33 protein-coding genes and 1 pseudogene are annotated in these 26,785 nt (G+C 34.3%); 22 read left to right on the top strand and 12 right to left on the bottom strand.

The genetic code is table 11. The features are described 5' to 3' along the window. A complete protein-coding gene (locus tag FLP_RS00420) occupies window positions 1-654 on the bottom strand; it encodes a YciE/YciF ferroxidase family protein (protein ID WP_083195756.1) in 654 nt (217 codons plus the stop codon). Window positions 655-998: 344 nt separating this feature from the next. Here FLP_RS00420 and FLP_RS00415 point away from each other — a divergent pair, with 344 nt between their 5' ends. From FLP_RS00415 to FLP_RS00400, 4 genes are all read left to right on the top strand, one after another. Continuing rightward, window positions 999-1,373 (top strand): response regulator, encoded by a 375-nt coding sequence (locus tag FLP_RS00415; RefSeq protein ID WP_065447529.1) that lies wholly within the window; start codon window positions 999-1,001, stop codon window positions 1,371-1,373. 78 nt (window positions 1,374-1,451) lie between these two features. Then, window positions 1,452-1,808, top strand: a complete 357-nt coding sequence (locus FLP_RS00410) for an SPW repeat domain-containing protein (RefSeq protein WP_065447528.1) — start codon at window positions 1,452-1,454, stop codon at window positions 1,806-1,808. 187 nt (window positions 1,809-1,995) lie between these two features. Then, window positions 1,996-2,190, top strand: coding sequence for a hypothetical protein (locus FLP_RS00405; protein ID WP_065447527.1), 195 nt, complete (start codon window positions 1,996-1,998; stop codon window positions 2,188-2,190). 147 nt (window positions 2,191-2,337) lie between these two features. Beyond that, on the top strand, window positions 2,338-3,276 hold the full coding sequence (locus FLP_RS00400; protein ID WP_065447526.1) for a hypothetical protein: 939 nt from the start codon (window positions 2,338-2,340) through the stop codon (window positions 3,274-3,276). A gap of 177 nt (window positions 3,277-3,453) precedes the next feature. Here the strand turns inward: FLP_RS00400 and FLP_RS25865 are convergent. The 6 genes and pseudogenes from FLP_RS25865 to FLP_RS00380 form a co-directional block, all read right to left on the bottom strand. Continuing rightward, a pseudogene (locus FLP_RS25865) lies at window positions 3,454-3,552 on the bottom strand (Rho termination factor N-terminal domain-containing protein); the annotation flags it as partial. A 21-nt stretch (window positions 3,553-3,573) separates the two neighbouring features. Next, window positions 3,574-3,705 (bottom strand): DUF7218 family protein, encoded by a 132-nt coding sequence (locus tag FLP_RS25860; RefSeq protein ID WP_317044559.1) that lies wholly within the window; start codon window positions 3,703-3,705, stop codon window positions 3,574-3,576. A 38-nt stretch (window positions 3,706-3,743) separates the two neighbouring features. Then, window positions 3,744-3,971 (bottom strand): hypothetical protein, encoded by a 228-nt coding sequence (locus FLP_RS00390; RefSeq protein ID WP_065447525.1) that lies wholly within the window; start codon window positions 3,969-3,971, stop codon window positions 3,744-3,746. A gap of 21 nt (window positions 3,972-3,992) precedes the next feature. Further along, window positions 3,993-4,130 (bottom strand): hypothetical protein, encoded by a 138-nt coding sequence (locus FLP_RS25380; RefSeq protein WP_165606630.1) that lies wholly within the window; start codon window positions 4,128-4,130, stop codon window positions 3,993-3,995. Window positions 4,131-4,276: 146 nt separating this feature from the next. Continuing rightward, complete coding sequence (locus FLP_RS00385; RefSeq protein WP_065447524.1) at window positions 4,277-5,290, bottom strand: chemotaxis protein CheB; 1,014 nt, start codon at window positions 5,288-5,290, stop codon at window positions 4,277-4,279. A gap of 105 nt (window positions 5,291-5,395) precedes the next feature. Beyond that, on the bottom strand, window positions 5,396-6,565 hold the full coding sequence (locus FLP_RS00380) for a zinc-dependent alcohol dehydrogenase (protein ID WP_065447523.1): 1,170 nt from the start codon (window positions 6,563-6,565) through the stop codon (window positions 5,396-5,398). A gap of 224 nt (window positions 6,566-6,789) precedes the next feature. Here FLP_RS00380 and FLP_RS00375 point away from each other — a divergent pair, with 224 nt between their 5' ends. From FLP_RS00375 to FLP_RS25675, 5 genes are all read left to right on the top strand, one after another. Next, window positions 6,790-8,373 (top strand): FAD-dependent oxidoreductase, encoded by a 1,584-nt coding sequence (locus FLP_RS00375; RefSeq protein WP_065447522.1) that lies wholly within the window; start codon window positions 6,790-6,792, stop codon window positions 8,371-8,373. Window positions 8,374-8,380: 7 nt separating this feature from the next. Then, window positions 8,381-8,959, top strand: coding sequence for a flavodoxin family protein (locus tag FLP_RS00370; protein ID WP_065447521.1), 579 nt, complete (start codon window positions 8,381-8,383; stop codon window positions 8,957-8,959). A gap of 120 nt (window positions 8,960-9,079) precedes the next feature. Further along, on the top strand, window positions 9,080-9,217 hold the full coding sequence (locus FLP_RS25375; RefSeq protein ID WP_165606629.1) for a hypothetical protein: 138 nt from the start codon (window positions 9,080-9,082) through the stop codon (window positions 9,215-9,217). Between the two features lie 636 nt (window positions 9,218-9,853). Beyond that, window positions 9,854-10,222, top strand: coding sequence for a YgaP-like transmembrane domain (locus FLP_RS25680; RefSeq protein WP_065447520.1), 369 nt, complete (start codon window positions 9,854-9,856; stop codon window positions 10,220-10,222). A 42-nt stretch (window positions 10,223-10,264) separates the two neighbouring features. Next, window positions 10,265-10,513 carry an SRPBCC family protein gene (locus FLP_RS25675; RefSeq protein WP_065447519.1) on the top strand — a complete coding sequence of 83 codons (249 nt, stop codon included), beginning with the start codon at window positions 10,265-10,267 and terminating at the stop codon, window positions 10,511-10,513. A gap of 198 nt (window positions 10,514-10,711) precedes the next feature. Here FLP_RS25675 and FLP_RS00355 read toward each other — a convergent pair whose 3' ends face one another. Then, complete coding sequence (locus FLP_RS00355; RefSeq protein ID WP_065447518.1) at window positions 10,712-11,002, bottom strand: hypothetical protein; 291 nt, start codon at window positions 11,000-11,002, stop codon at window positions 10,712-10,714. Window positions 11,003-11,282: 280 nt separating this feature from the next. Beyond that, on the bottom strand, window positions 11,283-11,900 hold the full coding sequence (locus FLP_RS00350; protein WP_065447517.1) for a YciE/YciF ferroxidase family protein: 618 nt from the start codon (window positions 11,898-11,900) through the stop codon (window positions 11,283-11,285). 233 nt (window positions 11,901-12,133) lie between these two features. On the opposite strand from FLP_RS00350, the gene FLP_RS00345 reads away from it, so the two are divergent. Next, window positions 12,134-12,526, top strand: a complete 393-nt coding sequence (locus FLP_RS00345; protein ID WP_065447516.1) for a SpoIIAA family protein — start codon at window positions 12,134-12,136, stop codon at window positions 12,524-12,526. Window positions 12,527-12,528: 2 nt separating this feature from the next. Further along, the gene (locus FLP_RS25030) at window positions 12,529-12,723 is read left to right on the top strand and encodes a YidH family protein (protein WP_083195755.1); all 195 of its coding nucleotides are present in this window, start codon (window positions 12,529-12,531) and stop codon (window positions 12,721-12,723) included. Between the two features lie 373 nt (window positions 12,724-13,096). On the opposite strand, the gene FLP_RS00340 is transcribed toward FLP_RS25030, so the two are convergent. Further along, window positions 13,097-13,309 carry a hypothetical protein gene (locus tag FLP_RS00340; RefSeq protein WP_065447515.1) on the bottom strand — a complete coding sequence of 71 codons (213 nt, stop codon included), beginning with the start codon at window positions 13,307-13,309 and terminating at the stop codon, window positions 13,097-13,099. A 358-nt stretch (window positions 13,310-13,667) separates the two neighbouring features. Here FLP_RS00340 and FLP_RS25370 point away from each other — a divergent pair, with 358 nt between their 5' ends. Together FLP_RS25370 and FLP_RS00335 are read left to right on the top strand one after the other, a co-directional pair. Continuing rightward, entirely contained in the window at window positions 13,668-13,841 is a 174-nt protein-coding gene (locus FLP_RS25370; protein ID WP_165606628.1) for a hypothetical protein, read from the top strand. A gap of 24 nt (window positions 13,842-13,865) precedes the next feature. Next, window positions 13,866-14,366, top strand: coding sequence for a hypothetical protein (locus FLP_RS00335; RefSeq protein ID WP_065447514.1), 501 nt, complete (start codon window positions 13,866-13,868; stop codon window positions 14,364-14,366). 87 nt (window positions 14,367-14,453) lie between these two features. Here FLP_RS00335 and FLP_RS00330 read toward each other — a convergent pair whose 3' ends face one another. Next, window positions 14,454-14,891, bottom strand: a complete 438-nt coding sequence (locus tag FLP_RS00330) for a hypothetical protein (RefSeq protein ID WP_065447513.1) — start codon at window positions 14,889-14,891, stop codon at window positions 14,454-14,456. A 655-nt stretch (window positions 14,892-15,546) separates the two neighbouring features. Between FLP_RS00330 and FLP_RS00325 the strand changes: the two genes are divergently transcribed. The 9 genes from FLP_RS00325 to FLP_RS00290 all read left to right on the top strand — a co-directional run bounded on the left by FLP_RS00325 (window position 15,547) and on the right by FLP_RS00290 (window position 25,775). Next, window positions 15,547-15,930, top strand: a complete 384-nt coding sequence (locus FLP_RS00325; protein ID WP_065447512.1) for a response regulator — start codon at window positions 15,547-15,549, stop codon at window positions 15,928-15,930. A 143-nt stretch (window positions 15,931-16,073) separates the two neighbouring features. Then, the gene (locus FLP_RS00320) at window positions 16,074-19,352 is read left to right on the top strand and encodes a CheR family methyltransferase (protein WP_065447511.1); all 3,279 of its coding nucleotides are present in this window, start codon (window positions 16,074-16,076) and stop codon (window positions 19,350-19,352) included. A gap of 897 nt (window positions 19,353-20,249) precedes the next feature. Continuing rightward, a complete protein-coding gene (locus FLP_RS00315; protein WP_280513355.1) occupies window positions 20,250-21,047 on the top strand; it encodes an SDR family oxidoreductase in 798 nt (265 codons plus the stop codon). Window positions 21,048-21,254: 207 nt separating this feature from the next. Further along, window positions 21,255-21,974 (top strand): YqjF family protein, encoded by a 720-nt coding sequence (locus FLP_RS00310; RefSeq protein ID WP_065447509.1) that lies wholly within the window; start codon window positions 21,255-21,257, stop codon window positions 21,972-21,974. Window positions 21,975-22,161: 187 nt separating this feature from the next. Beyond that, a complete protein-coding gene (locus tag FLP_RS00305; protein ID WP_065447508.1) occupies window positions 22,162-22,524 on the top strand; it encodes a hypothetical protein in 363 nt (120 codons plus the stop codon). 603 nt (window positions 22,525-23,127) lie between these two features. Further along, window positions 23,128-23,271, top strand: a complete 144-nt coding sequence (locus FLP_RS25365; RefSeq protein ID WP_165606627.1) for a hypothetical protein — start codon at window positions 23,128-23,130, stop codon at window positions 23,269-23,271. A gap of 125 nt (window positions 23,272-23,396) precedes the next feature. Next, a complete protein-coding gene (locus FLP_RS00300; RefSeq protein ID WP_065447507.1) occupies window positions 23,397-23,684 on the top strand; it encodes a hypothetical protein in 288 nt (95 codons plus the stop codon). A 297-nt stretch (window positions 23,685-23,981) separates the two neighbouring features. Then, complete coding sequence (locus FLP_RS00295) at window positions 23,982-25,139, top strand: IS3 family transposase (protein WP_083195754.1); 1,158 nt, start codon at window positions 23,982-23,984, stop codon at window positions 25,137-25,139. Window positions 25,140-25,169: 30 nt separating this feature from the next. Next, on the top strand, window positions 25,170-25,775 hold the full coding sequence (locus FLP_RS00290) for an IS3 family transposase (RefSeq protein WP_065447506.1): 606 nt from the start codon (window positions 25,170-25,172) through the stop codon (window positions 25,773-25,775). A 631-nt stretch (window positions 25,776-26,406) separates the two neighbouring features. On the opposite strand, the gene FLP_RS00285 is transcribed toward FLP_RS00290, so the two are convergent. Beyond that, on the bottom strand, window positions 26,407-26,598 hold the full coding sequence (locus FLP_RS00285) for a hypothetical protein (protein WP_065447505.1): 192 nt from the start codon (window positions 26,596-26,598) through the stop codon (window positions 26,407-26,409). Window positions 26,599-26,785: the final 187 nt, after the last annotated feature.

The raw sequence follows: 26,785 nt of genomic DNA, 5'->3' as shown, positions 1-26,785 counted from the left end.
TTACAGAGTTTTTCCCCTATAATAATGAGATGCTAAAAATTTATTTTCATCAATAGCTGCATCAAAATTTATAGTATTATAAGCTGCCTCAGATAATACAGTATCTGTCTGTTTTTCCTCAATAAGTATTTTACGGAGTATATCAACAATAGTATTTTTACCCAATACCTTACCGAATTCAATAAGTGTTGTAATGGCCGCAATGCAATAGTGTTCAATTTTTTGAGCATTGGCAATAATAGCCGCATCTCTCACAGGGCCCTGTTGGGTGTATTCCAAGGTGCTTTTACTTTTATTTATAAGGGCCTGAATGACAACACATTTTTTACCCTTGCCTTTTACATCAGTAAGTTCTAAAGCCTTTTGAAGTCTTATGATCTGCTTACTTGTAACAGCAGCATGATCATTCATGATAAAAATTAAATTTGGAGAAGATACATTATTGATCAGTTTGGGAATGGTCTTACTCCATAATCTCTTAGACCAAATCATTTCTCTTAATTGGTTCATAAATAAATTATGCAAACTGGAATCCCTCGATAATGGACTTGTGGCTCCCAAATCTCTTGTGATAGTGACTTTCATAAATTTTCTTATTATGATATTTCTCAAACTTAAAACGAATAATACATTGATTTTTACATATTTAAGCATAAATATTATATTTTAACAACCTTGTTAATTTAAAAAACAATCCCCATTTCTAAAAAACATTTTTTAATCATAACATGGAAATTATATAATAAAAACCAAAAATTATATAAAATGACCTGCAGTGCTCATTATATTTTTGAAAACACCAAATAGAAAGAAAAAAATTACAATAAAATCTAATAACATTAAATTTCATCGATTAAATACTTATTTCATCGCTAAATAACACTTTAAAACTTCGCAGTGACTGACTGTTGTTAATTAAAATTAAGTAAGCTTACAAAATAGATCAATATTACCACAGACCCCATAAACAAATTTTTAACCTGCTAAAATGTTATCTTATGAAGTATAAAAATATTTTACAAATTGATGATGATTGTGATGACTGCGAATTTTTTGAGCAAGCCTTAAAAGCTGTCTCGCATGCGCATTATACTGCAGTGACTAATCCTCTGGAGGCATTAAGGCTATTAATCAATAAAGAGATAAAGCCCGATCTTATTTTTATGGACGTCAATATGCCTCTCATGTCGGGTCCTGAATTATTGACAGAAATTAAAAAAAGGGAAGTCACAAAGAATATTCCGGTAATTTTATTGTCGACATCTGCTATCATCTCCAAAAATCATGGCAAGGTATCGGGAGCTAAAGATTACCTTATTAAACCCAATACCTTTAATGAGCTTAAAAATTTGATAAGAAATACACTCATTTAATTGTAGAGGAGTCTATTTTTTCTTAAACCGTAATTCAAAAAAGAAATTTGAACCCCTATTCATTAAAACACAAAAATCATGAGATTAATCACGACAAAAACACATGCATATCTTGACTATATTGTGGGAATCTTTCTGTTAGTTGCGCCTTTTATTTTAAAATTGGATCCTAAAATGCCTGAAGGTATCCTGTTTTTTATACTGGGTGCCGGATTGCTTTTTTACAGCATAATAACCAATTATGAATTAGGCCTTTTTAAAATCATCCCCATGAAGACCCATCTCTTACTAGATATAGCTTCAGGAATTTTTCTTGCTGCCTCTCCATGGATATTTGGTTTTTCAGATCGGGTTTACCTCCCTCATTTGATACTGGGTTTATTTGAGATCAGCGCCGGTTTACTGACAAGTACAAAATCAAATACAACTCTTTAAAGAAACGCACAGATAAAAAAATAAGCTGCGTCAAAAAAATGCACTTTGATAAAATCAATTTAAAAGAAATAATGTTTCGCACAGATTTAAAACATGTCGATATCATAACAAATTCGATTGTTGATATAAAATTAATTTCTAAGCAAAATTTAATTTTAGCCTAACAGAACCCCTAAAATCATTCATCATGAAAAATTCAAACAATAAATCTTACGACCAGCTTAAAAAATGTCCCTATCATGTTTCAGTATATGGAGAGAAGAGCTGTGAACTAATATACACTACCAAGTATAAGGGCGATTGGGGAGACTGGGATGAAGCTCCAAACAAAAGCAGTAAAAGCAAACCAAAAGAAAACGGTACTAAAAATTCAAAAGCTTAATATACTTTCCGGTTTACTGAATTTTTATTTTTAGACGAGAGCCCGACTTTATGGAATAATAAAATTGCGCTAACGCATAGAAACTGACATTTTCCCTAATTCGCATTTTAAAACATACCCAAAGATTATATCTATTTTTTATTACAAATGAGAAAGTTTATATTGTTTATTTATTGCATAACTATTCCTGTGCTTAGCTATTCACAAGTACAAAAATATACACCAAAGGTAAAATTTGCTATTGAAACTTATGCATTTCTTAAAGGCCAAAGCACTGCTCTTGAAATGGTATCCTTACAATTCCCAAAACTAAGACCTGATTTGACTGCCATAGCAAAAAAGACCGTTTTATTTGAACGGGCACAACGCAATATAGAAGATTTTTTAAAAGATGAACTCAGTGATGCTGATTTTAATATTATCGAAAACCGTATTAACTTTCTTTTAAAAGAACAATTCAGAAACCCCATTGAAAAGGAAAAGTATGCACAGGATTTTCTTGACAAAGTCAAAGAAAGAGCACTCTTTCTTGGGGATACATTGGTAGCAAAAGGAATTATCTCATTTGCCTACCAGGATGCCCCGCATCAGGAAATTACAGATGGCCACGTAGCGACTTATACAACAAAAGGAAATCCAAAGGCAGAGCAGGAAACCCTAAAGATTCCCGTACCCAAAAGCTGGCTGGCAGAAGAAGCAGAAATGCCCGAAACGGTTCAGCAGTTTACAAGTCATTTTGGAAATGGTAACGAGAAAATACTCCTTGTCATTTATGATCTTCCTGAGGAAAACTTTGTTTTGAACGCAAAGTCTATCACAGAGATGATTCCGCCCCAAACTAAACTTATCCGGACAGAAACATTAAAAATTGACGAAAAGCCGGCAATTATGGTAGAAGTTGAAGAAACCGTGAATCAGGACAAAACAAAAATAAGAATGCTGCAATTTATGTTTACTCAAAAACAAAAACTGTATTGCCTGCAAGGAAGTATAGGACCTTTTGATATAAAGAAAAATCTACAACCTGAGATAAAAAAATACGAACCATTATTCCGTCTTATTGCTGCGGGGACACAAATAGATTAAGCGTCAAAATTCTAAATATTTATATATCAATTTGCTTAAAATTTATCTTTAGGAAATATTCTATCTCCATTTTAGAGACAATCAAAAAAGTAAATAAAATCCCGTTTATAGCAATAAAAAAAAATCGGAATAAAATTAATTTTATTCCGATTTTTTTTTCTAATACTTTTTAGAATCTTAATTGTTGCGCAGTGCATGCATTAATTCTTTTTTACTCATCTTGGATCTTCCTTTAATGTCTGCTTTTTTTGCTTCGGCATAGAGATCTTGTTTACTTCTTTCCTTATAATCAGAGCTTTATCCGCCTCTTTTTTCAGCTCCCTGACTATTTGATATTCGCGCAGATTTTTGTTTGCTGTAGCCTTTATCGCGCAATGCTTCATATTGGTCCTTATCTTTTATTTGGGGACCCGGACTTTTACCTGGCATACTATTTAAATTTTAAAGTTAAAAATTGCTTTGTAATCTTAGAGATCAGATTTGTCCTTTTGATCAAAATCTTCATCTGAATCGCTTTGTTCAGCATTACTTTCATCTCTTTTATGTCGAATATCATAATCTTCTTCGGTATCAGCACCGCTATTTTCATGTTGGTTATTCGCCGGATCTTTATTCTCCATAGTTTCGGAATTTATCTGATCTTCTTTTCTGGTAGAATTACGATTTTCAAAACCGTAACTTTCATCTGTTGTCATGATTTTAATTTTTTATAATTATTATTTTTTGAAAAGTGTTTTTTTGATTTCAATTGTCGATTTCTCGTTGGTTCTGGATGAAGTGGGTTTTGATTCCGTTTTTTTAGCTGATGCCCTTGCACTCAGCGAAACATTATTATTGTGATTTACTACATTCATAATATTTTTATTTGATGATAATTATCAAATTTACCCTAACCAAAAGCAATAAACTTATACTATTTTACAGCAATAATTATATTATTATCAGCAGGTTACACAAACAGATCAAAACATTTTTGGATTGGTCAATACAACTGGTAAAATTATGCGCTTTGATTATCATTGGTACTATCAGATAATTTTATCACCAGATTCTTTAGGCGTAGTATATGTTCGCCAATATCATCAATTCGTTTATTGAGAGAAAAAATAGTTGAATCATCGTTGTTTCTATTTTTTCGTGATGCCAGTAATTGGAGCATATTTCGCTTTTCTTCCAACATTCTGATAGAAACCCAAATAGATTCTTCAATCTTTAAATCCTGAATATCCTGCAATAATTTTTCTGTATAGACATGCCCTGTATAACATCGGTATCTATCTGCGGGATCATTTTTTACTTTCCATAATCCACCGCCACAATCCGGACATACAAAATCACTTTGCACGGCAATTTTTTTAAGTTGATTTATATCGCTCATCATTTTTTCGGTTATATCAGCTTCTAGTTTCAATTCGTCAGGAATAGCTATCTGTGGAGGAAGAGGCTGGCGCAAAAGGTCTTGTATGATATTTGGAATTTGCTCCAGATCTGCTACATGGTCTACTTCTATTTTACGCAAAACATTAAATGGCATGTCCGGATATTCAGCCTCAGATGGACTTTGTACCATGCAGCGTCCGCCACAGCTTTTTATGGCGTACATTCCAGATGTTCCATCGGCGAGCATACCGGTAAGAATAACTCCAATCACCTTGTTTCCAAAATGAACGGCAGCGGAACGAAAAAGAACATCAATGGAAGGACGATGTTTATTCTCTTCCGGCCCCTGATTAAGACGCATCATTCCGTCGCTTATTAATAAATGATTTTCGGGAGGGGCCAGATAAATTTTGCCTGCTTCTATTTTCATTTTATCCACAGCAACAACACATTTTATCGGGGTACTTCTTTGAAATATCTCAACAATATTATCAGCGCTGGATTTTCTTGACACATGAAGTACGATCATTACAGCAGCATCGATTGCTTGGGGCAACCCTTCAATTACTTTTGCAATTGCCCTGATGCCTCCTGCAGACGCACCTATGACAATTAGGTTTTTTACTTGATTCATAATTATTTCTTCAATTCAAAAATTTACATTTGATAACCTTCTATTGTTTAATAAAATCCTAAATAAGATAGAGTCTGGTTTAGAATTTTATTTTTAAACAAAAAATTATCGCCAGGGATCCAGTACAACCTTGACACAATTATCTTCCCTCTTTTTAAAAATATCATACGCATGTGAAATTTCAGACAAGGGCAGTCTGTGTGAAATAATATCATCAAGCTTTACTTTCCCCTGAATTACGTATTCTAAAAGTTTGTCGATATGTTTGTGCGCAGGTGCCTGCCCTCCTTTTAGAATTATCCCTTTATCAAAAAACTGACCCAAAGGAAAATTATCATAATTAACCGGATAAACACCCAATACCGAAACAATTCCGCTTCGTCTCACAGCACTCATACAGGCTTCTAATACTTTTATTGATCCTTTTTCAAAATTTACGGTTGCCTTTACACGATCCGCAAAACTTCGATCAGGTTCAAAGCCTACCGCATCGATGCAAACATCTGCTCCCCGACCTTGCGTAAGAGCTCTGATTTGTTCTACAACATCTTTTGCTCCATCTTCCCAAAGTATGGTTGTAGCTCCTGTTGTTGTTTTGGCTTTGTCTAATCGATATTGCAAAGTGTCTACAATTATAACCTGATCAGCACCACGAAGCCAGGCACTTTTAGCAGCCATTAAACCAACGGGACCTGAACCAAAAATTGCAACGGTTTCACCGCCTTTTACTTCTCCCCAATCGACACCTGTATATCCGGTTGGAAAAATATCAGTCAGGAAAAGAACCTGCTCATCTGATAAATTTTCGGGAACTACTCTTGGTCCGTAATTAGCATAGGGTACCCGGACATATTGCGCCTGCCCTCCGTCATATCCTCCATAAAGATCTGTGTAGCCAAAAAGCGCCCCGCCTTTTTCGGTGAGTATTCCGCCTTCAGGTCCGTAATGTTCGGGATTACTATGTTCGCAATTTCCCGGGACATCATGATTGCAGAAAAAACAATTTCCGCAAGCAATAGGAAAAGGGACTACGACACGATCACCTCTTTTCAGGTGTGTTACCGCTGATCCTGTTTCCTCGACAATGCCCATAAACTCATGCCCAAGAACCATAGGCCTGGGCTGAGGTAATCCGCCTGAATAAATATGGAGGTCAGATCCACAAATGGCTGTGGAAGTAACTTTTAAAATTATATCATCTTTCTCTTTCAATTTAGGATCATCTACTGTATCATATTGTACAGATCCAGGTCCATGGATAACTGCTGCTTTCATATATTAGATTTTTCAATTAACAAAAACCTAATTAATTACAATTAAAGGACTTATACTTATATTATTTACTATAAATCTTACATATAAAACACAACTGGCAATCCTATAAATTTCAAAATTAAAATTGTAAATATACCATCATATAACTTTATAGTTTTGACAGATAGTGCTTTAGAAAGTTATACCAATAATCTGTTTCGCTAAACATCTTAAAAAATTAGATCATGAATAAATCAAACAATACTGCAAACAGCGCCAGTATTACTTCTGGCGAGAATGTTTCATTTTGGATAGATACCACCTCAATTATTTCATACAATATACCCGATCAGGATATACAAACTGAAGTACTTATCATAGGCGGCGGAATTGCCGGTCTTACAACAGCCTATAAATTACTTAAAGCTGGTAAAAAAGTGGTGCTTGTAGAAGATGGTTTTATTGGCAGCGGTGAAAGCGGACGCACAACAGCACATTTAACCTGCGCTCTTGACGATCGTTATTATTATCTTGAAAATAAATTTGGAGAAGAAGCTGCAAAATTAGCCGCCGAAAGTCATGCCGCAGCAATTGACGAAATTGAGAAAATAGTAACGGATTTAAATATTGATTGTGCTTTTAAAAGAGTTAACGGATATCTATTCCTTCACGAAAGTGATAAAGAAGAAAACCTCGACAAAGAACTTCAGGCTACGCAAAAAGCAGGAATACGAACTACAATTTTAAAAGGAATTCCTGCATTGGCCAATGCCGAAAAGCAACGATGTCTGGCTTTCAGTAATCAGGCTCAATTTCATATTCTTCATTATTTAAAAGGACTTGCGAAAGCCGTTGATTCGCTTGGTGGAATTATTTATACAGAAGCCCATGCAGAAAATATTACCAAAAAAGGCGCAAAAGTAAACGGTTATACTTTTTCTGCAGAGCATATCGTTGTGGCAACAAATACTCCAATAAATGATGTGGTTACAATGCATACTAAACAGCATGCGTACAGAACTTATGTCATTGCAGGCAAAATTCCTAAAGGACAGCTTCCCTACTCGCTTTGGTGGGATACCGGCGATCAGGAATCTAAATGGGTATCCCAGCCCTACCATTATGTACGTGTAGAAAATTACAACGAAAAATACGATTTGCTTATTTCCGGTGGCGAAGATCACAAAACCGGTCAGGCCGATGAAGAAGGAATTCCGGAAACATCACGTTATGATCGACTGGAAGCCTGGACCCGAAATTATTTCCCGATGTTAGAAAATGATCTCACCTACCGTTGGTCTGGTCAGGTGATAGAACCTGTAGATTCTTTGGGTTTTATGGGAAAAAATCCCGGCGATGATACAATTTATATCATTACAGGAGATTCAGGTAATGGTATGACGCATAGCACAATTGGTGCCATGATTATCTGTGATAGTATAATGGGCAACAAAAATAAATGGGAGGATTTATATAATCCTTCAAGAATATCCTTGAATACGGCAAAAGATTTTGTTAAGGAAGCGACTAATATGGCGTCTCAATATCTGGATTGGATTAGCGGATCTGACTTAAAAAATACATCCGATTTACCACCGGGAGAAGGCTCTATACTTTCGTCCGGGTTAAAAAAAATTGCCGTTTATCGCGATTACGATAATTCGCTAAAGGCTTTCTCTGCCGTTTGTCCGCATTTGGGCTGTATTGTACAATGGAATGGTGACGAAAAATCATTTGATTGTCCGTGCCACGGTTCACGATTTACAACGGACGGAACGGTTATCAATGGACCTGCCCAAAGCGATTTGAATAAAATTCATATAAAATAAAACCATTATGAAAGCGATTATACTTTTAGGAACTTTAAAGAATAAAGGCCGATCGAATACAGAAATACTTGTAGAGTTTCTTGGTGAATATCTCAAGGAACAAAATATTGATTTTGAGGTAATCAGGCTGGCTAATCATACTATTGTTCCGGGAACCTTCACACATATGGATATCAAAGACGATTGGCCTGATATTTATAATAAAATAATTGAAGCTAAAATACTATTATTTGCAACGCCTATCTGGTGGAACAGTCATTCATCTGAACTGCAACGCTGCATAGAACGACTGGATGAAGTATATGATGTTATTCTGGCAGGAAAAGATTCCCCGCTTGACGGGAAAATTGGCGGCGTAATTGTTACCGGAGATTCAGATGGTGTGGAGCATATTACGGGAAACATTGCCAATTTTTTCTGTAGCATAGGTGTTACAGTGCCTCCCTATACATCGCTGGGTGTTATTTGGGAAGGCCACGCCAAAAACACGACAATAACTAAAGCTCAAATACTGAAATATTATAAAACCAATTACGAAAAGGATGCACAGGCAATGGCTGAATCACTAAAAAAAGCCAGCCAATAAAACTGCCGACTATACACCCCTAAATACCTTATAATTATACAATTATGAATTAAAATTATATAAGATTTAGCCATTTGACCCACATAAATTTGACTGTATTAATTGTAAAAACTTCTTATTATGAACACAAAAGATTCTACATCACAAGCTGCTAAAAATGGTGGCAATGATAAAAAAACAAGTTCAAAAAGTACGGATCAAAAATCAGAAAAAGTTGGAAGTAAAACGGCAGTCAAAAAAAGCCCTGCTAAAAAGTGATCATAAATAAAACACTTTATAGCCCGTCTCTCTAAGTCTATAAAACCTATTCGAGCGGTTTTATAGAGTTTATAAAAGTTCTGATATAATTGCCTTCGAAATGAAAAATAAAAATGTACTTATTATCGGTGCTACAAGCGCAATAGGCTATGAATATGTGCTAAAAAAAAATATAATCTTATACTGATTGCGCGCAACAGGGAAAATTTGAAAAAGAGGGCACTTGAAATGAAAAAAATTTCAAATAATATGAAATAACAGAAAAAATTATGTCGTTCAGCCCGGATTTAAAAATAAATTTCAGGGGCGTGATCAATAATATTATTTCGGATGTTGTATTGCCAATAACATGGAAAAACAAATGAAAATAAGCGATAAAGAAGAAGGCCGGTTAAAGCCGGTTCATGGGACTTCCTTACGCGAACGTGAAATCAATTAACTCCTGTAAAAAAGCTACTAAAGGTGATTACTAATCTCATTTTTTACACACTATTATTTACTTAAATACCTGATAAAACACCGTACTTCCTTGTTTTAGATCCTGCGGAATCATGCTGATAATGTTTTTACTATTTCTTCAGGATTAACGCTCTGGAAGTACGCTTTATCGGGTATAATATAATAACTAAAAAAAAAATGACAACAACCACATCTCCGCCAATAGCTCCCATTTCAGGAACTTCCAAAATTAAAACAAATGTTTCAGCACTAGAAAGAATCCTTATGATCACCAGCGGCGGTTATCTATTATATGAAGGATTATCTCAAAATGATAAAAGTATCGCCAGGATAGGTTCTGGCACAGCAATGCTTCTAAGAGGTTTTTCTGGATATTGTCCCGTTTATGATGCTGTCGATCATAAATATCAGGATAAACGGTGTAATGATAAACCTATCAGCGAAGTGTACTCTTTTTGGCGTGACTTTGAAAATCTGCCAAAATTCACGAACCACCTTGAAGCTGTAAAACCAATTAGTTATACCCACGCCGCAATGGACAGCTAATGGCCCTGGCGGAATTGGAAAAATTACCTGGAAAGCTGAATTTTGAAAGATGAAAAAGAAAGGCTGATCAGTTGGAGTTCACTTCCCCTGATGCCTCAATTAAAAAACGCCGGAAAAGTTCTTTTTAGACCAAGCGGAAAAGGCACGGAAATCATTGTTACAATTTCAATTTCTTACCATGCCCCATTGGGAATTGCTGGCGAAAATGCCGCAAAACTTTTTAATCCGTATTTTGAGAAACTGGTAAAAGATGACATCATGAATTTTAAAACTTATTTGGAATCTCGTTAAACTTGGTTTCAGATACTTTTTCTCTTAAAAAAGGAAGGCCTGTAATTCGTTACAGGCTTTTTGAATTTATATCTCCACTGTGAAAATTACTTTTCTGGTCGAAACCAATCATTCTCTACTAATAGCAAACATGATATTCTAATAATAAAAAACCTGTAATTTTGGCATTACAGGTTTTTATTTTTTCTCCGACATTTACTATCGTCTTGGAGTTGTTGCGGTCGAATCTGTCTTTACAGATGTATTTCCTTTTTGAGTGGTCCCGTCTGCGCCGGATCCCGTAGAACCTTCGCCAGTTGCACCTGTAGTTCCGCCGGAATTAACCTTTGTTGTGTCGCTTGTAGAATTTATAGTGTCTACGGTTGTTTGCATGGTGTCCACTTCATTAGAATAATTATCTGCCGGAGCAGTTTCATTTTTTTTGCATGAAAGTGCAAGTCCGGCTACCATAATAAGTAATGCTGCTTTGGTTTTAAATAGAGTTTTCATAGTAATTATTTTATAGTTATATTTTTAAAAATAAAATAACAGATGACTCTTTACTTACATAATTATTTGCAAAAATTATACACTGCACACCTTTTAATATTTTGGAAGCATTCTCCAGGGTCCCGTAATAAAGTATTCTTACTTGCTAATAATACAAGTATTTTTATATCTAAACCAACTAAGGATCGCCTAATTTATAATTGAATGAAATTATTTCAAAAAAAACCTGTAATCTACTAGCAAAGATTACAGGTTTTTTCGACATCATATTTCAAAAAGATTACTCTTCCCCTTCCTCACTGTCTTCATCAGAAGCTTCAAAATTGATATTGTTGTAAGCCACTTCAGTTAAGAGCGTATCAGCTTCTTTCTCTTCGTCTAGAGTTTGCTGTAATAAATCCAGTGCCTCATCTTCTCCTAAAGTATGCGCAAAAGCTGCCAATGTACCGTAAGTAGCAATTTCGTAATGTTCAATTTTTTGTGAGGCAGCAATAATTCCCGCATCACGCACAGGGCCTTGCTGAGTTTCTTCTATAATGCTTTCACCCTCTTTGATAAGACCTTCCATAGCTTCGCATTTTTTTGCCGACGCTTTCTCGCCAATCAAATCAAATATCTGCTCCAATCTTGTTACCTGTTCCTCTGTAACTGTTAAATGATCATTTATGGTAGTTATAAGATCTTCCGATGTGGCATTTTTTGCCATTTTAGGCAATGCTTTTGTTAATGCTTTCTCTGCCCAGTAAATATCTTTTAGAGAATCGACAAATAGTTCTCTTAATCCGTCAGCTGCTGAAGATTTGGCTTTTACTGTTCCGTTACTTTTTGCTCCTGACTGCTTTTTACCTGTTTGGTTTTTGCTTGCTGATGCTTTTTTAGTTTGTTCTGATGTTTTCATGATAGTTTTATTTTAAATTAATAATCTTAAAAATATAACTTTCATTGTATCAGGTTTTTATAAAATTACCATCTCAATTTATAAAATTAACATAGGATTCTAAAAACAATCAAAGCGTTGGGATTCTATAAAATTGAAATGAAAATTGTATAAAAAAATTCACATGCGTCATTCTATTTTTGATAATAAGCGTTCAAAAAAAATTAATTAGGAAAAATTTAAATTACTTAAACATGATACAGAAAATTGAATCGCCCCAAAACGTAGTTGCTTTTAAGGCAATCGGTGAAATAACCGCAAATGATTATACCACTGTTGTAGGACCGGCTGTTAAAGAATTGGTAAAGCAAATAAACGAAATCAACTTCTTGTTTTTAATAGATACAGAAATTGAAAATTTTACTATGGCTGCCTGGATGGAAGATGCTTTGATTGGCCTTAAAAATTTAGGTAAATGGAATAGAGCCGCAATTGTAACGGATTCTGAAAAAGCAATCTCCTTCACAGACAAATTCAGCTATGTGGTTCCCGGAGAATTTAAAGGATTCAAAAAAGACGCTTTTCACGAAGCAATGAATTGGGTTGCGGGAAAAGCAAATAAAGAAATTGACAATTATTATAATTAAACATGCAAGAAGAGAATAAAAAAAGAATCAACGAACACATGTCCAATGAAAGGACATTCCTTTCCTGGGTCAGAACGGGTATTGGCATCATGGTATTTGGCTTTGTTATCGTTAAATTCTCATTGTTTGTCAATCAGCTGCCGGCAAGTTTTTTTCAGGATTCTCATATTCCAAAAATGGTTTTACTATTCTTATAGGTATAAGTTTAGTCTTTACAGGCGCACTTACCATAGTTCTGTCGTATTATAAATACAAACAAACGCATAAACTGCTTCAAAAAGGTGAATATTTGTATTCAACATTATTATTGACCATTCTCACTGTAACTATTTTTGTTATGAGTATTATCATAATAGCTTATTTAATTGTAGCTGCCTATCCGTTTACTTTTCAAAGTTTGTGATAGTAGTGTAAATTAAATAGTTCGAAAATACATCGCAATTACAATCCGCCTTCGGCAAAAATTCCTATTTTTAAAAATCAAAAGGCCACCAGAATTTTAGAAATTCAGGTGGCTTTTTTTTTAAATTAAAAACGCCATGTTTACTTAGAGATGAGAGAAAAAACAAGTTAAGGTCTTGTACCGGTAGAATCTCTACGGGGAGTATTTGTCGTGGATGATTTCCTTTTATTGTTTTTTTGCTTATTCACCGTATCTGTTTTGTGAGTCGATGAATGCTTTGTACTTTTTGTACTTTTCTTCTTAGTAATTGTGTCGGTTTGCGTTGTTTTTCTCGGGACTTCCTGTGCAACTGCTACAGCAGTACCAAAAGTTAGAAACATTGCGCATGTTAAAAATAAATTTTTCATAATAACATTTTATCGATTAATAATTTGATTATAAGGACAGTAGCCATTTATTTTACCTCCTTTATGTTGCAAATTTTGAAAAGAAAACGAACTTTTTTTTATAATTATAAATTCATATTTATCATGATTCCCACATAAAACCAATTATTTTTTTTTCAGAAATATTTAAAGTGTATGAATGGGTTTTAAAAAGCTTTTTTTTCTTATCACAACAACGTTAAGTACTGATAATTATATAATTGGTAATTTTAATTTTATAAAAACCAAGTCCTTTATGAGTCTAAATTTGGTTTATTAATATTTTACTTTATTAACTATAAACTTTTAAATTATGAACACAAAAAATGCAGTTTCAGGCGCTACCAAAAGTGGTACTGATAAAAAAAGAAGTACAAAAAGTACAGACCACAAAGCAGTGACATCAAAAGACGAAAGAAAGCCTTCATCAGGGAATAACAAAAAATCAGATAATGAACATAAGGATTCAGGTTCGTCTGGAAAATAATTTCAACCTTATATACTATTTGCTATGATAAATGACAACAACGAAAAATATGGTCAAAGTGATCATATTTCTCAATCGGAGAATGAAAGTATGACTTCTGAAAGAATCGAGAAAAGAAATCCTGCAGTAAATCAACAGCACAACGATTCTTTGAACACATCTCAAAATACTGATCAGTATGACTTGGATCGCAACCAAAGCGAAGATGATTTAAATGATAATGATCAAACAAATCCTTATTTTCAGAAAAATGCAGAAATAGCCCAGGATCTTGATAATGAACTGCAAAATGATAATGATCCCGACAGAAGGACATTAGATGAGTATAATGCCAATGATCATAATCCTGATGACGATGATGATGATTTAGAGGAAGATCTTGATGATTTGGATCAAGAGGATTCGGATGATGATTTGGAAGAAAATAATGATGATGATGATGAGGACAGCGGTAACATTTTAGATCAGGACTTAGAAAATCCAAATATCAATGATCTGGACCCTTTTGCACCTCAAAGATTTTAATTAGTAAGCCGTTAGAAAAAATTCTAACGGCTTTCATTTTTATTTGCTTTAAATTTCAAATAAAAGAAGTTGTTTTATAAAATTAAATTAATCTGCAGCATATTTATTATTCCAATACAACATTAAAAGTAAGGTCACAATGATACAAGAAGCGGTACCTTCAAAAAGTAAACACAAACAATATGTGGGTACGGAAGGTTCTCCTCCAAACATAAAAGCCGAAGACAATGATTTTACATATGTGTCTCCGCCTTTTGCGTAACTATAAATAAGCAATGCCAAAATACTAAGCACAACCCCTGTAAAGGAAGTTACCATGGCTGATATTGCATTTGGAACAAAACTATTTTTGCCTTCTGCAAGATTCATTTTTAACGTTCGGTTTACACCATAAAAAATGAAAAGAACATTTAGTAAGCGTAAATAAAATAGATGCGACAGATTTAAAATTTCCATTAGAAGAAAAAAAGCAGCGATTCCTAAAAATATAAAAGAACCATTAATTATTTCCTTGGGTATTTTCATAATAAGACTTTTTTAATTAGACATAATTCGATCAATAAATTGATTAAATATAAAATCAATTTTTCTGGATAAATATTAGGAAAAGTAAACGGCTATCATTACAAAATCAAGATCTTAATTTTATATTATTAAAAGATTTCACAGATGCCTAAAGTTTACTAAAAAGAAATACGAATTAAGAAACATGATAATTATGTAACAAATTATGAAAATTATATAAATTCGTCATGCATGTCAATTTTAAATTTACAAAATAACAAAATACCATTTCCAAAACAAAGTGTCATGAAAACACCGAACATACTTACATATTTCTCTTTTTTTCTAATCTTAATGTTAAATGCAAATTACGCTCCACATTGTGATGATGAAGACTATAGACGCGATGAAAAGAAAGCTTATACTATTCATACAGATACACTGGATGTGTCATTAACAGACTAATTTTTTAACATACTCAATTTTTTTTTTTAAAGCTTGTTGTTACAAACAAGCTTTTTTTGACACTAATCATTGCTTAATTATACAAAAAATCTTACATATGAAAACTATTTTCTAATTTGCAAAAGCAAAATTCAAACATCAATACCACTTACCATAAAATCTAAATTTCATATTAAATTAAAAAAAGCAACCCCACTTTAAAACAAACATTATGAAATATAAAAACATTCTACAAATTGATGATGATTATGATGACTGCGATTTCTTTTTTGAGGCACTTGCCGAAGTTTCATCTGCCGCATATACTGCTATTCATAATCCTGTAAATGCTTTAAAGCAGCTTACTGACAAGCAAATAAATCCTGATGTTATATTCTTAGATATCAATATGCCCGTGATGAATGGTATCGAGGTGCTGACTGAGATTAAAAGAAAAGAAAATATAAGACACATTCCAATAATCATATTTTCAACCTCCATACCATCTGAAATAAAAACCATTTTAAAAAATCTGGGGGCCGAGGATTATTACACAAAACCAAATGATTTTAATATGCTTAAAAAACTTTTAAAAAATTTATTATTTAAAAAATAATGATTGACAACTTTCAGGTTTAAAGTTTCTGCCATCTTTAAAAAGCATGCTCTTAAATAATACCTTTATGTTATCCATTTAAAAAAAACATTTTTAAAAATTGGAAAAGACTTCTTACCTTTGATTAAACAACAGCATTCTTAATGAAACTTCCTGTAATAAAACCTGAAAAAACCGAACAAAATTTTCCTGTAGTAGGTATTGGAGCCTCCGCAGGAGGATTGGATGCTTTTAAGAAAGTACTTAAATCTATACCAGAGGATTCTGGAATGGCGTATGTAATTGTACAGCACCTATCGCCGGATCATCCCAGTAATCTGACCGAAATTCTCTCTCAAAGCACAACCATTCCTGTTCATGAAATTATTAATGATATTAATCTGGCTCCCAATCATATTTATATTATTCCCGAGAATAATAACCTCATTGCAGAAGATGGCGTTTTAAAACTTTACACCAGAACTCGTAATGATAGAAACAATAATATTATTGACACCTTTTTTGAATCTCTGGCCAATGTGCATAAAAGCTTTGCTATAGGCGTAATTCTATCAGGTACTGCTTTTGACGGCACGAACGGTTTCAAGAAAATAAAGGAATCTGGCGGTACAACTATTGCACAAGATCCCGACTCGGCAGCCTTTAAGGGAATGCCTCAAAATGCCATTGATGCAGATGTAGTAGATTATATTCTGGCTCCTGAACTTATAGCCCCGCGATTACTTGAAATACAGAAAAATTACAGAACCAATCATGCCTTTAGCGACGAGGAACATATACCAAAAAATGAAGAGGAAATACTTTATCAAATTTTAAACCTTGTTTTTTTAAGAACCGGAAATGACTTTAGCCATTATAAACAACCTACAATCAGGAGGCGCATCGCCAGACGAATGGTGATTGTCCGCAGAGAATCATTTGAAGATTATTTTAATTTTATTAGAAATGATAAGGCTGAACAGGACTTGTTATTTAATGATTTTTTAATACCAGTTACCTATTTTTTCAGGGATTCTAAGTTTTTTGAGTCCTTACCCCATATTGTTTTTCCGTCATTAATACAAAATACAGTCAATAATACACTGCGTATCTGGATTGCAGGATGTGCCACCGGCGAAGAAGCCTATTCTATAGCAATATCCCTGCATGAATATCTTTCTGATAAGAATAATAAAGATATTAAAGTGCAGATTTTTGCCTCGGATATATCTGAAAAATGTATCACCAAAGCCCGTACCGCAATTTATTCGGCACAGGATGTACAGCATGTTTCTGCGGCAAGGCTACAAAATTATTTTACAAAACGCGATGGGCATTATCACATTAATAAAGCGGTTCGTGACATGTGCATTTTTGCCGTCCATAACTTTATCAAAGACCCCCCATTTGCCCGAATTGATCTGGTTTCCTGTCGAAATGTACTGATATATTTTGATCCCTTTTTACAAAACAAAGTATTGAGCTCCTTTCATTACTCCTTAAAAGAAAAAGGAATTCTGTTTTTAGGCAAATCTGAAACGACCACAAATGCACAAAATTTATTTGAGCCTATTGGTAAAAACGAAAAAATATATGTTCGCAAATTTGCTGCGGGACGCTATGTGCCTGAAGCTTTTAAGCCCGCTAATATAAATGCGCGCGAGAAAGTCAATTTAAAGGATAAAAAAAATACTCCTGAAACAGACTTTAGAAAAATTGCATCTGATCTATTATTTTTGAAATATACTCCTGCAAGTGTCATTATAAATGAACATCTGGAAATTGTTCATTTTCATGGAGATACAAGTTTCTTTTTATTGCCATCACCGGGAAAGCCCAATTTTAATGTTTTGAAAATGGCTCGTGAAGGAATTAGTTTTGAACTCCGTAATGCTATTTTAAAAGTAAAAAAAGACCATAAGAACGTGGCAAAAGATAATATTGTAGTAAAAGACCAACCTTACCTGGCTTCTTTTGAAGTAGTTGTTATACCCAATGATGATGAGCATATTTTGGTTCTTTTTTATAAAAAACCGCTTCCCGAGTTCGATCCTGCTAAAGCAAACTCGAAAGGATCTGATAAGCAGCGTATAATCGAACTTGAAAATGAACTCTCACAGCTTCGTGAAGATATTAAACGTGTAACGGAAGAACAGCAGACAGCATTTGAAGAACTTCAGACTACAAATGAAGAACTATTAAGCAGCAGTGAGGAATTGCAGGCCATGAATGAAGAATTAGAAACCTCTACAGAAGAACTTCAGTCTAATAACGAAGAATTGATGTGTGTCAACGATGAATTAATGGATCGCCAGGATCAATTAACCTCGATGAGAAATTATTCAGAATCTGTTTTTAAAACTATTCGGGAGCCTTTGGTGATTATCGACAGGGACTTTTTTGTTAAAAGTGCTAATCCATCATTCTACAAATACTTTCAAACCACTGAAAAAGAAACAGAAGGTCATTCTTTTTTTGAAATCGGAGATTGCCAATGGGATATTCCGGATTTTAAAGAACTGATCTTTAAAATGGTTGGCGAGAAAACGGAGATTGAAGATTTTAAGGTCGAGACAATGTGCAAAGGCATTGGTAAAAAAATCATGATGGTAAATGCACGAAGGGTTTTAAATGCAAAACCTGCCGGAATGATTTTACTGGCGATTGAAGACATGACAGATCTTATTGCTGCAAATGAACTTTTAACGATCAAAAATTCTCAACTTCAGACCTATAACGAACAGCTTGAGACATTTAGTTCTGCGGCAAGTCATGATTTACAGGAACCTCTTCGCAAAATTCATATGTTTTGTAAGCGGATTATCGATAATGAGCAAAATTTAAGCGAATCCAGCAGGCATAATCTGGAACGTATGCTATTTGCTGTCACCAATATGAGCCAGCTAATTGCTGATCTTATTGATTATTCGCGTATCAATTTTATAGAAAAGGAATATAAAAAAACAGACCTGAATGCACTTTTCAAAAAAATTATTGCAGATCTAAAGGACACCATTTTAGAGACGGGCGCTATTATAACAATTTCTCCATTTCCACAATTAAATATAATACCTTACCAAATACAGCAGCTTTTTACTAATTTAATCCTTAACTCTATAAAATACACCAAAGAAGGAATTACGCCTGACATAAAAATTGAGACCAAACAGCCTTCAACAGAAGAAATATTGGAAATTGGAGGTAATAAAGATATTAATTATGTAAAAATTCTGGTAAGAGATAATGGTATTGGTTTTAGCCAGGAATTTGAATCAAAAATTTTTGATCCCTTTTACCGATTGCACAACCATGACCAATATCAGGGCAGCGGACTTGGACTTACCTTATCTAAAAAGATTGTATTAAACCATAATGGTTATATAACTGTCAGGAGCAAAGTAAATGAAGGAACAACTTTCTTTATTTATTTGCCATTATCCTAAACAAGTACAAAAGATATCAGCGATGGTATCTTTTTTGCGTTTTATAAAATAAATCTTCAGGTCGTTTTCCTTTAGCATTTTGAATCAAAATCTATTTTTCTTCCACGTATAATGCTTTATTTATTTTTAAATAAAAACCTCTGGATCGCTTAAATTGACGATGAAAAATTAAAAAACAGTGATGATTAACGTTTCTCAGGAACAATCCTTCACAATTGGCAACTATTGTTTTCATTGGTGCCGGAATGTGAAGCAGCGAATTCTTTTGATGGTCATCATTCGCTTATTGCAGTTATTAGGAAATAAATTACCACTATAATATGATTAAATCTCATAAATCAAATATAAAAATTAGTTGATTTATTTCAGCATTTACACCATTACAACTGCGCTAACGGGTGCTCTTCTACTAGGGAGGATTTTTTATCCAAAAAACAGTAAATCCTTTAACTACCCAAGAATATAATTTGTATCCTTAAAAAATGACATAACATGTTTTCTTATGTCTTTATTTAAACAAGAAGCTCTTTGGTTTTTTTTATAATCGACTTTATACTTTATGTGAGTATCTTTTTATAACAAAATCTAATAATTCTATAAAATGTTTTCTTAGCACGTTTTTATATTTGACTCATTATCAACAAATAGCAATTAAAATCACTTTTTTTAGAACCGTAAAATTGAATTATCATGAAAACAGAAAACACGATATCGCGCCGCTCCGCGCTTACTGGTATGGGAGCTGTATTGGCAACTGCATCAATAAATCCTCTAATGGCCAATGCATTAAACTCGAATGAAATTTATATTTCAAATGGGACGGAAGATCCAAATACAAAATATCCGCGACCTCCCTTTAAAGAACAGTCTCAACCTTGGCCCGGTCTTGTCAGTAAAATGAACCCCAGACCAGACCATGGAGAAAAAAGCTACAAGGGAACCGGAAGACTAAAAGGACGCAAGGCACTTATCACAGGTGGTGATTCCGGAATGGGGAGAGCTGCTGCAATTGCTTACGCCCGAGAAGGCGCTGATGTGGCTATAAATTATTATCCTACTGAGGAAGAAGATGCCAGAGAAGTGATTCAATTAATAAAAGCAGAGGGACGTAAAGCTGTTGCAATTCCCGGTGATTTACGAGATGAGGCATTTTGTAAATCACTTGTAGACCAAGCTGCAAAAGCACTTGACGGACTTGATATTGTAGTGAACAATGCTGCAAGGCAGCAAACACACGCATCAATATTAGACATCACCACCGAAGAATTTGACTGGACAATGAAAACCAATATTTACGCACCATTCTGGATTATCAAAGCTGCCCTGGCCTATCTTAAGCCCGGAGCTTCTATAATAGGAACAAGTTCGGTACAAGCCTATGCTCCTACGGAGGATCTTTACGATTATGCTCAGACTAAAGCTGCCACGACCAACTATATTAAGTCTCTCGCCAAACAGTTGGCTCCAAAAGGAATCAGGGTCAATGGTGTTGCGCCCGGACCGATATGGACTGCCCTTCAGGTGAGCGGAGGGGCTACTATGGAAAAACTAAAAGAATTTGGTTCACAAACCCCAATGGGAAGACCCGGACAGCCAGCCGAACTAGCTTCTATCTATGTACAGCTAGCCGCCAATGATGCGAGCTACGCGACCGGTCAGATCTATGGCTCCAGCGGAGGTGAAGGTAATCCATAATAGGGAAAAATAACCAAGGTAAGTTACAAAGCAATGGATCGCTGAAGCTAAAAGTCCACAAAACGGATTTATAGTTCTGATTGGTTTGACCAATATTCACGGAGTATATCATTACACTTGCCATCTTGTCAATATAAACAAACTGAAAAGCATGTGATCATGATTGTCTTTGCTATTAATTTATTCTGATCCTTATAATTGCCCGATATGAAAAATCCTGATAAAATATTAACAAATATTCATAACAGACAATATCCGCTGCCAAAGAAGAAATGGAAATATTTTCAGCAATGGCATAAAACCATTTTCTTACATTGGGAAGTACCGGTATACTTTTTAGAAGAATATATTCCAGAGGGAATTGAATTGGACACTTATCAAAACATGGCGTGGGTTTCTCTGGTCGCTTTTGAAGTAAAAAACATGAGATTGAGAAACCTTCCTCCTTTCCCTTTTATATCTAATTTTAAGGAAGTAAACCTAAGAACTTATGTCATTAAAGATGATAAACCCGGTATTTATATGTTTTCAATTGAAACAGACAAACTAGCTGAAGTCTTACTTACACGAATATTTATTGGGCTTCCCTACCAAAAGTCTAAAATAAAGAGAACATCAAGCCGATTTGTTTCTAATAATAAAACGCTAAAACAAAGCCTGGATCTTACAATTGGAAAAATCAGGCCTCAAAAAGAAAAAACGGCATTAGACTTCTGGCTTACTGAAAGACATGCTCTGTATGATTATATGTCCAATAAACTCTTCAGATTTGATATACATCATACAAAATGGGACCTGCAGGAATTGGATGTTACTGTAAATAATATTTGTTACAAAGCAGGAAAATATAGTGCCAGCATCTTACCTGACAAAGTTCAATATGCAGAAAAGCTTGATGTGGTTTTATGGGGGAAGGTTGCCATCTAGCATAAAATAAATCCCAGGATCTATTAAGTATGCAAATAAGGAATCCTCGCTTGTATGAACGTTTACAGCGAGACTACGTTTTATAAATAACAGAAACAAAGGCAGTTTTCAAATTTTCAAAATAAGTCGTGCAATTAAAGAATCAAGATAAAGAATAAAAACTAAATTAATTTTAAAAAAAAGTATTATGAAATTAGACAATGAAAAAGAAAATTATCCTCAATATGAGACGAATTTTCAAGATAAAAACGATGTCATCAAGGCATTACCAACCGATCACTCTTTCACCAATAATTCTGAACCTGACTACGGGGATGATTTAGTAAATAAAGAATTTGACAAAGAAACATTCGACAATGAAAATCTGGGTAGTATAAGCCAGGATCAAAATGAGCTTGGCAGAGAAGAATTAGATAATGATGGGCTGGATGACGAATTTGACAATGAAGGCCTCGATGAAAATTATGATGATGAAGATCTAGGCGATCGAGATCAAGATGATACAAGCCTTGAGAACGATAGTAAAACAAACCGCCATCCAAACCAATAAATAAAAAAACGTTTTTGAGCAATCAGCACGCTTTTTTATTCGGAAGATCTTTTATAGGAGAATTAAAAGTCAACAAATTTTAATTGATCCGCAACAGGACATCCAAACCAAATTGTTGAAGCCATTCAAAGACAAGCTCTACCAGTAGTAAGCCAATCTCTTGAAATCTTCCATGAAATTTATAGAAATTTGTCCTGTCGCGGTCACAAACAAGCCAAATGGCGCCAATTAAGACAATTGACGCCATTTTTTATATAAACATCTTATTTTTACTAGTCAAGAACAGCACTCTCGAGCAGCCCTGGCCCCGATTGCTTCGCCAGAGCGCTTCGCTCGTGTATAGTGTAAATCCTTTTGTGCCGGGTTTCGGCACAAAAATAGTGCAGCGGATAGCGGGAAAAGTTCCTAAAAAACAATATTACTCCTAAAGCTAAAAACAGCATTATATAAAATTGAATGACGATCACTCAAGCAAAATTCGGGCAACAATTCTTAATACTTCATTAACTTGATTTCAGAAATAATTAAAAAACAATCAAAAAAATCCAGGCTGTAAATTATATAACGAAACAAGCACGGTAATGCCCTAATTGCCCTTTTGGGATGAGCCGTACAAAACAGCCAAGAGCAATAACAGCGCAACAGGAAGTACAGCAATTGCAGGCGGCTAGAAAAGTGCCTCCGCCAGTACCACAAGGAAAAATAAAGAATAAATCCGGAGAATTAAATCTCAGTGTTATGGAATAATCAGTCCCTTTTGGATATACATTTCAAATCGGAGATCAGCCAGAATATTTAAAATTATTTAAATAATAAACAAATTTCCTTATCTTTATTAAAAGCTATTGTGTTATTATCTAAACTAGTACATCTTGGAGAAATCATCGGTTTATCTTCACAGCATACTGCAGAAACTTGCCGGGAATTTTCCCGGGACCTGCCCTTTGGAAGAGCTCACAGCAGTTGTAATCCCCCCTTATAATGTCCTTAGAACATTTGCTAAAAATATGTCTGACCAAAGGCAAAACCAGGCAAAAATACTCGATGCGCTGATCGCGCTCGAGGATCAGGGGTATATTGTCATTAATCGGGCTACAGATGAAAGCTGCATCACAATCAAAGGCCTGATCAAAATAAATCATACAGTATTGTGCAATTAACCTGCGCAGAAAAAGTCCGGGAACCGCCATTGATACCCCGGGAATAAATATAAGTATGATATTAACCGTAAGGACAAGGCCCTATATAACAATAAGAATCTACGGAATTCGATCTTCTTTTGAAAGAAGCAATACTTCGGTACATGACCTCGCGATTATTTTTTTTTTATTACTTCATCAAGCGTCACGAAGAAATTTTAGTTTCTCTACAATAACATAATTTTAACCAAGTACTAACACTGACTTATGACCTGACTTTTTTTATATTTTACCTTTTTTAAACTAAACCAGAATAGTATGGAAGAAATACAACGACGCCACTCACCTGAGTTTAAAAAGAATGCAGTCCTGCTGAGTTATGAAAGAAAAAATGTTCTTGCCACCGCCACAGAACTTGAAATATCGCCTAAACTGCTTTCTAAATGGAGGTCACTTTATCGGAAATACGAAGCGGGCAGCTTTCCCGGACGAGGCAAAAAAAGAATTTATTATGATGATTCAGAGATTTATGAATCAGAAAAGAAACGTGTAGAATCGCAATTAAGATTAGTGATACTAAGAGAAGGTATAAAATTAAAACCTCAGAGCAAACAAGAGCTGTACAATTTTATCCATCAGAATAAAAATAAATACCCCATTGGTATAATGTGCCAGGTGTTAGGGGTTTCAACTTCAATGTATAATTTAAGGATGAAGCATCCCCTCTCAAAGAGAGAAATGCAGGTCCGCCTGTTCAAGGATGCAATAAATTCTGTATTTTATGAATCCAGACAATACCATGGCTGTGTTTTAATTGCAAGAGAGCTTTGCAAAAGAGGAATACAGATATCGGAAGACCAGGTTGCATTTTTCATGAAGCAGCTGGGTCTTAAACGTAAAGTCAAAAAGAAATACAAAGCAACAACAGATTCCAATCACACGCTGTTTATTTCGCCAAATATACTTAACAGGGAGTTTACGACAAACAAACCTTCCAAGGTTTGGGTTTCCGACATCACCTATCTGCAGATCGAAAAACGTTTTTTATACCTTACGGTCATAATAGACTTATATGACCGGAAAATAGTTGGGTGGAACCTTAGCTCTATGCTTTCAACTACAACAACCATTCTTCCTGCCTGGAATATGGCTATGAGCAATCGTAAAGTCCAAGAAGGCTTAATATTCCACTCGGATCGCGGAACACAGTATGCGAACAAACTCTTTACAAGTACTCTTAGCCAACATAAGTGTGTACAAAGCATGAGTAGAAAGGGAAACAGCATCGATAATGCTGTTTCTGAAAGCTTTTTTAATTCATTAAAAAGAGAATTAATATACAGTCAAAAAACATTATTAACTTCAAAAGAGATGAGAGTGGCGATATTTGACTATATAGAAAACTGGTACAACAAAAAAAGAAGACATTCAGCACTTAAATATAAAACAATTGAAGAGTTCAATGCAGATATCTAATGTCAAAAAATAAAATGGTTACTTACATTTATGGAAGCAATTAAAAAACATTACAACCGTGATTTCAAACTCAAAATCGTCAAGTTAAGTTTTGAAAAAGTTAAACTGGAAGATGTCGCTCGAGAATTCAACATAACATACAGAACGTTGTGGAACTGGCGACAAATCTATATTATAAACGGCGAAGAAAATTTCTCTGTAGGAAAAACAAAATTAACTGCCCGGGAAAAAAAAATATATGATCTTGAAATAAAAACTAGAAAGTTAAATACTGAATTTAAAATTATTAAAGCAGCCGCAGATTACCTTCAAAAAGGACCACCTTTTATATTTGAATATATAGCTAAAAATGAACAAAATTATTCAAGTTATATGATGTGCAAAATTCTGGGTATAAACTTAGGAAGCTACAACAAATGGAAAAATGAATATGTTTCTGAAAGACAGAAATGGAAAAATATGGTCAAGGAAGAAATAGCATCTATATTTATATCGTCGCAAAAGCGTTATGGATCAAAGCGCATAACAGCAGAACTACAAAGATCTGGATACCAATTTTCTTCTGATACAGTACTGAGATATATGCGCGAATTAAATCTGAGTGTTTCAGTAAAAAAGCATCAATTAATAACTTAAAATGTTTGCCTTTAATTTATCTTGAATCACTAACAAAGAAATAAAATGTAAATAAATTTCTTTTACCAATATCTGAAAAAAAATGAGGTGTTTTTTAAAACCCTACAGCAGCAAAAACACTAACGTCAAAACTTGCCCAAATCCCACACAAACCTGATAAAAATTCTAACTTTGGTAATTTAATACTGAAGCTAACATTAGCTACGCGCAATTGTCTTCAAAATACAGCCAACTGCGTATGCGATGCGAAACGTCAGGCTGTGAAAAACCTCTTTTCACTATTAAAATCTACGATACTACTATTCAAATAAAGCCTTATGAGAAGTCTTCTTTTTTATGCTGCTAATTCCATTGAATAAAAATTGTGCCTTGCATTTAGTGGAAAAATTGGTCAGTCAGACCATCTACTTTCAGCATAATTTGACCAGTAGTTTCGGAATGCATTGATCATCATTATTCAATTTAAATTGATCATGATAATTCTGAATTAAATTCTAGTTTAAATTGTTGTTAGTGAAGATCTAATGTTTTGTTTGTCATATTATAAAGTTCTACTAGATATAAGACAAATTTAAACCGAATTTAGATGGTCATTTCATTTCGACAGATAGTGATAAATTGAACTGATTTTTCAATTAAAACCCGTTATGAGTAAAAACAAGGCTTTTGCCTTGTAGGGTGAGTTCCATTTTTGACGTTTGGCTATCAGATCAGCAATACCCAGTATATTGATACTGCGTTTAATCTTATACAGCAGCATGATCGGGCTGTATTCTCCGTTTCCGTTTTCGAGTCCCGTTAAGTTGGTGTGGTTATAGCCCATTGTCTTTTGACAGTCCCAAATACAGGCTCGCTGATTGCTTGTCGCTTTCGGTAGAGTTGTGAGTTTTCTACACTACGAAAAATCCTGTTTTTAAAAATAATACTTCCCTATATTTGTTTACAATAAAATGGAAGTTTTTTCACAGACTGACGTTAGCTGCAAACCAAAACAAACATCCAACAAAGCT

Source organism: Flavobacterium piscis, from assembly GCF_001686925.1.
Lineage (GTDB): Bacteria > Bacteroidota > Bacteroidia > Flavobacteriales > Flavobacteriaceae > Flavobacterium > Flavobacterium piscis.
This window is presented reverse-complemented; position numbering and strand designations above follow the sequence as displayed.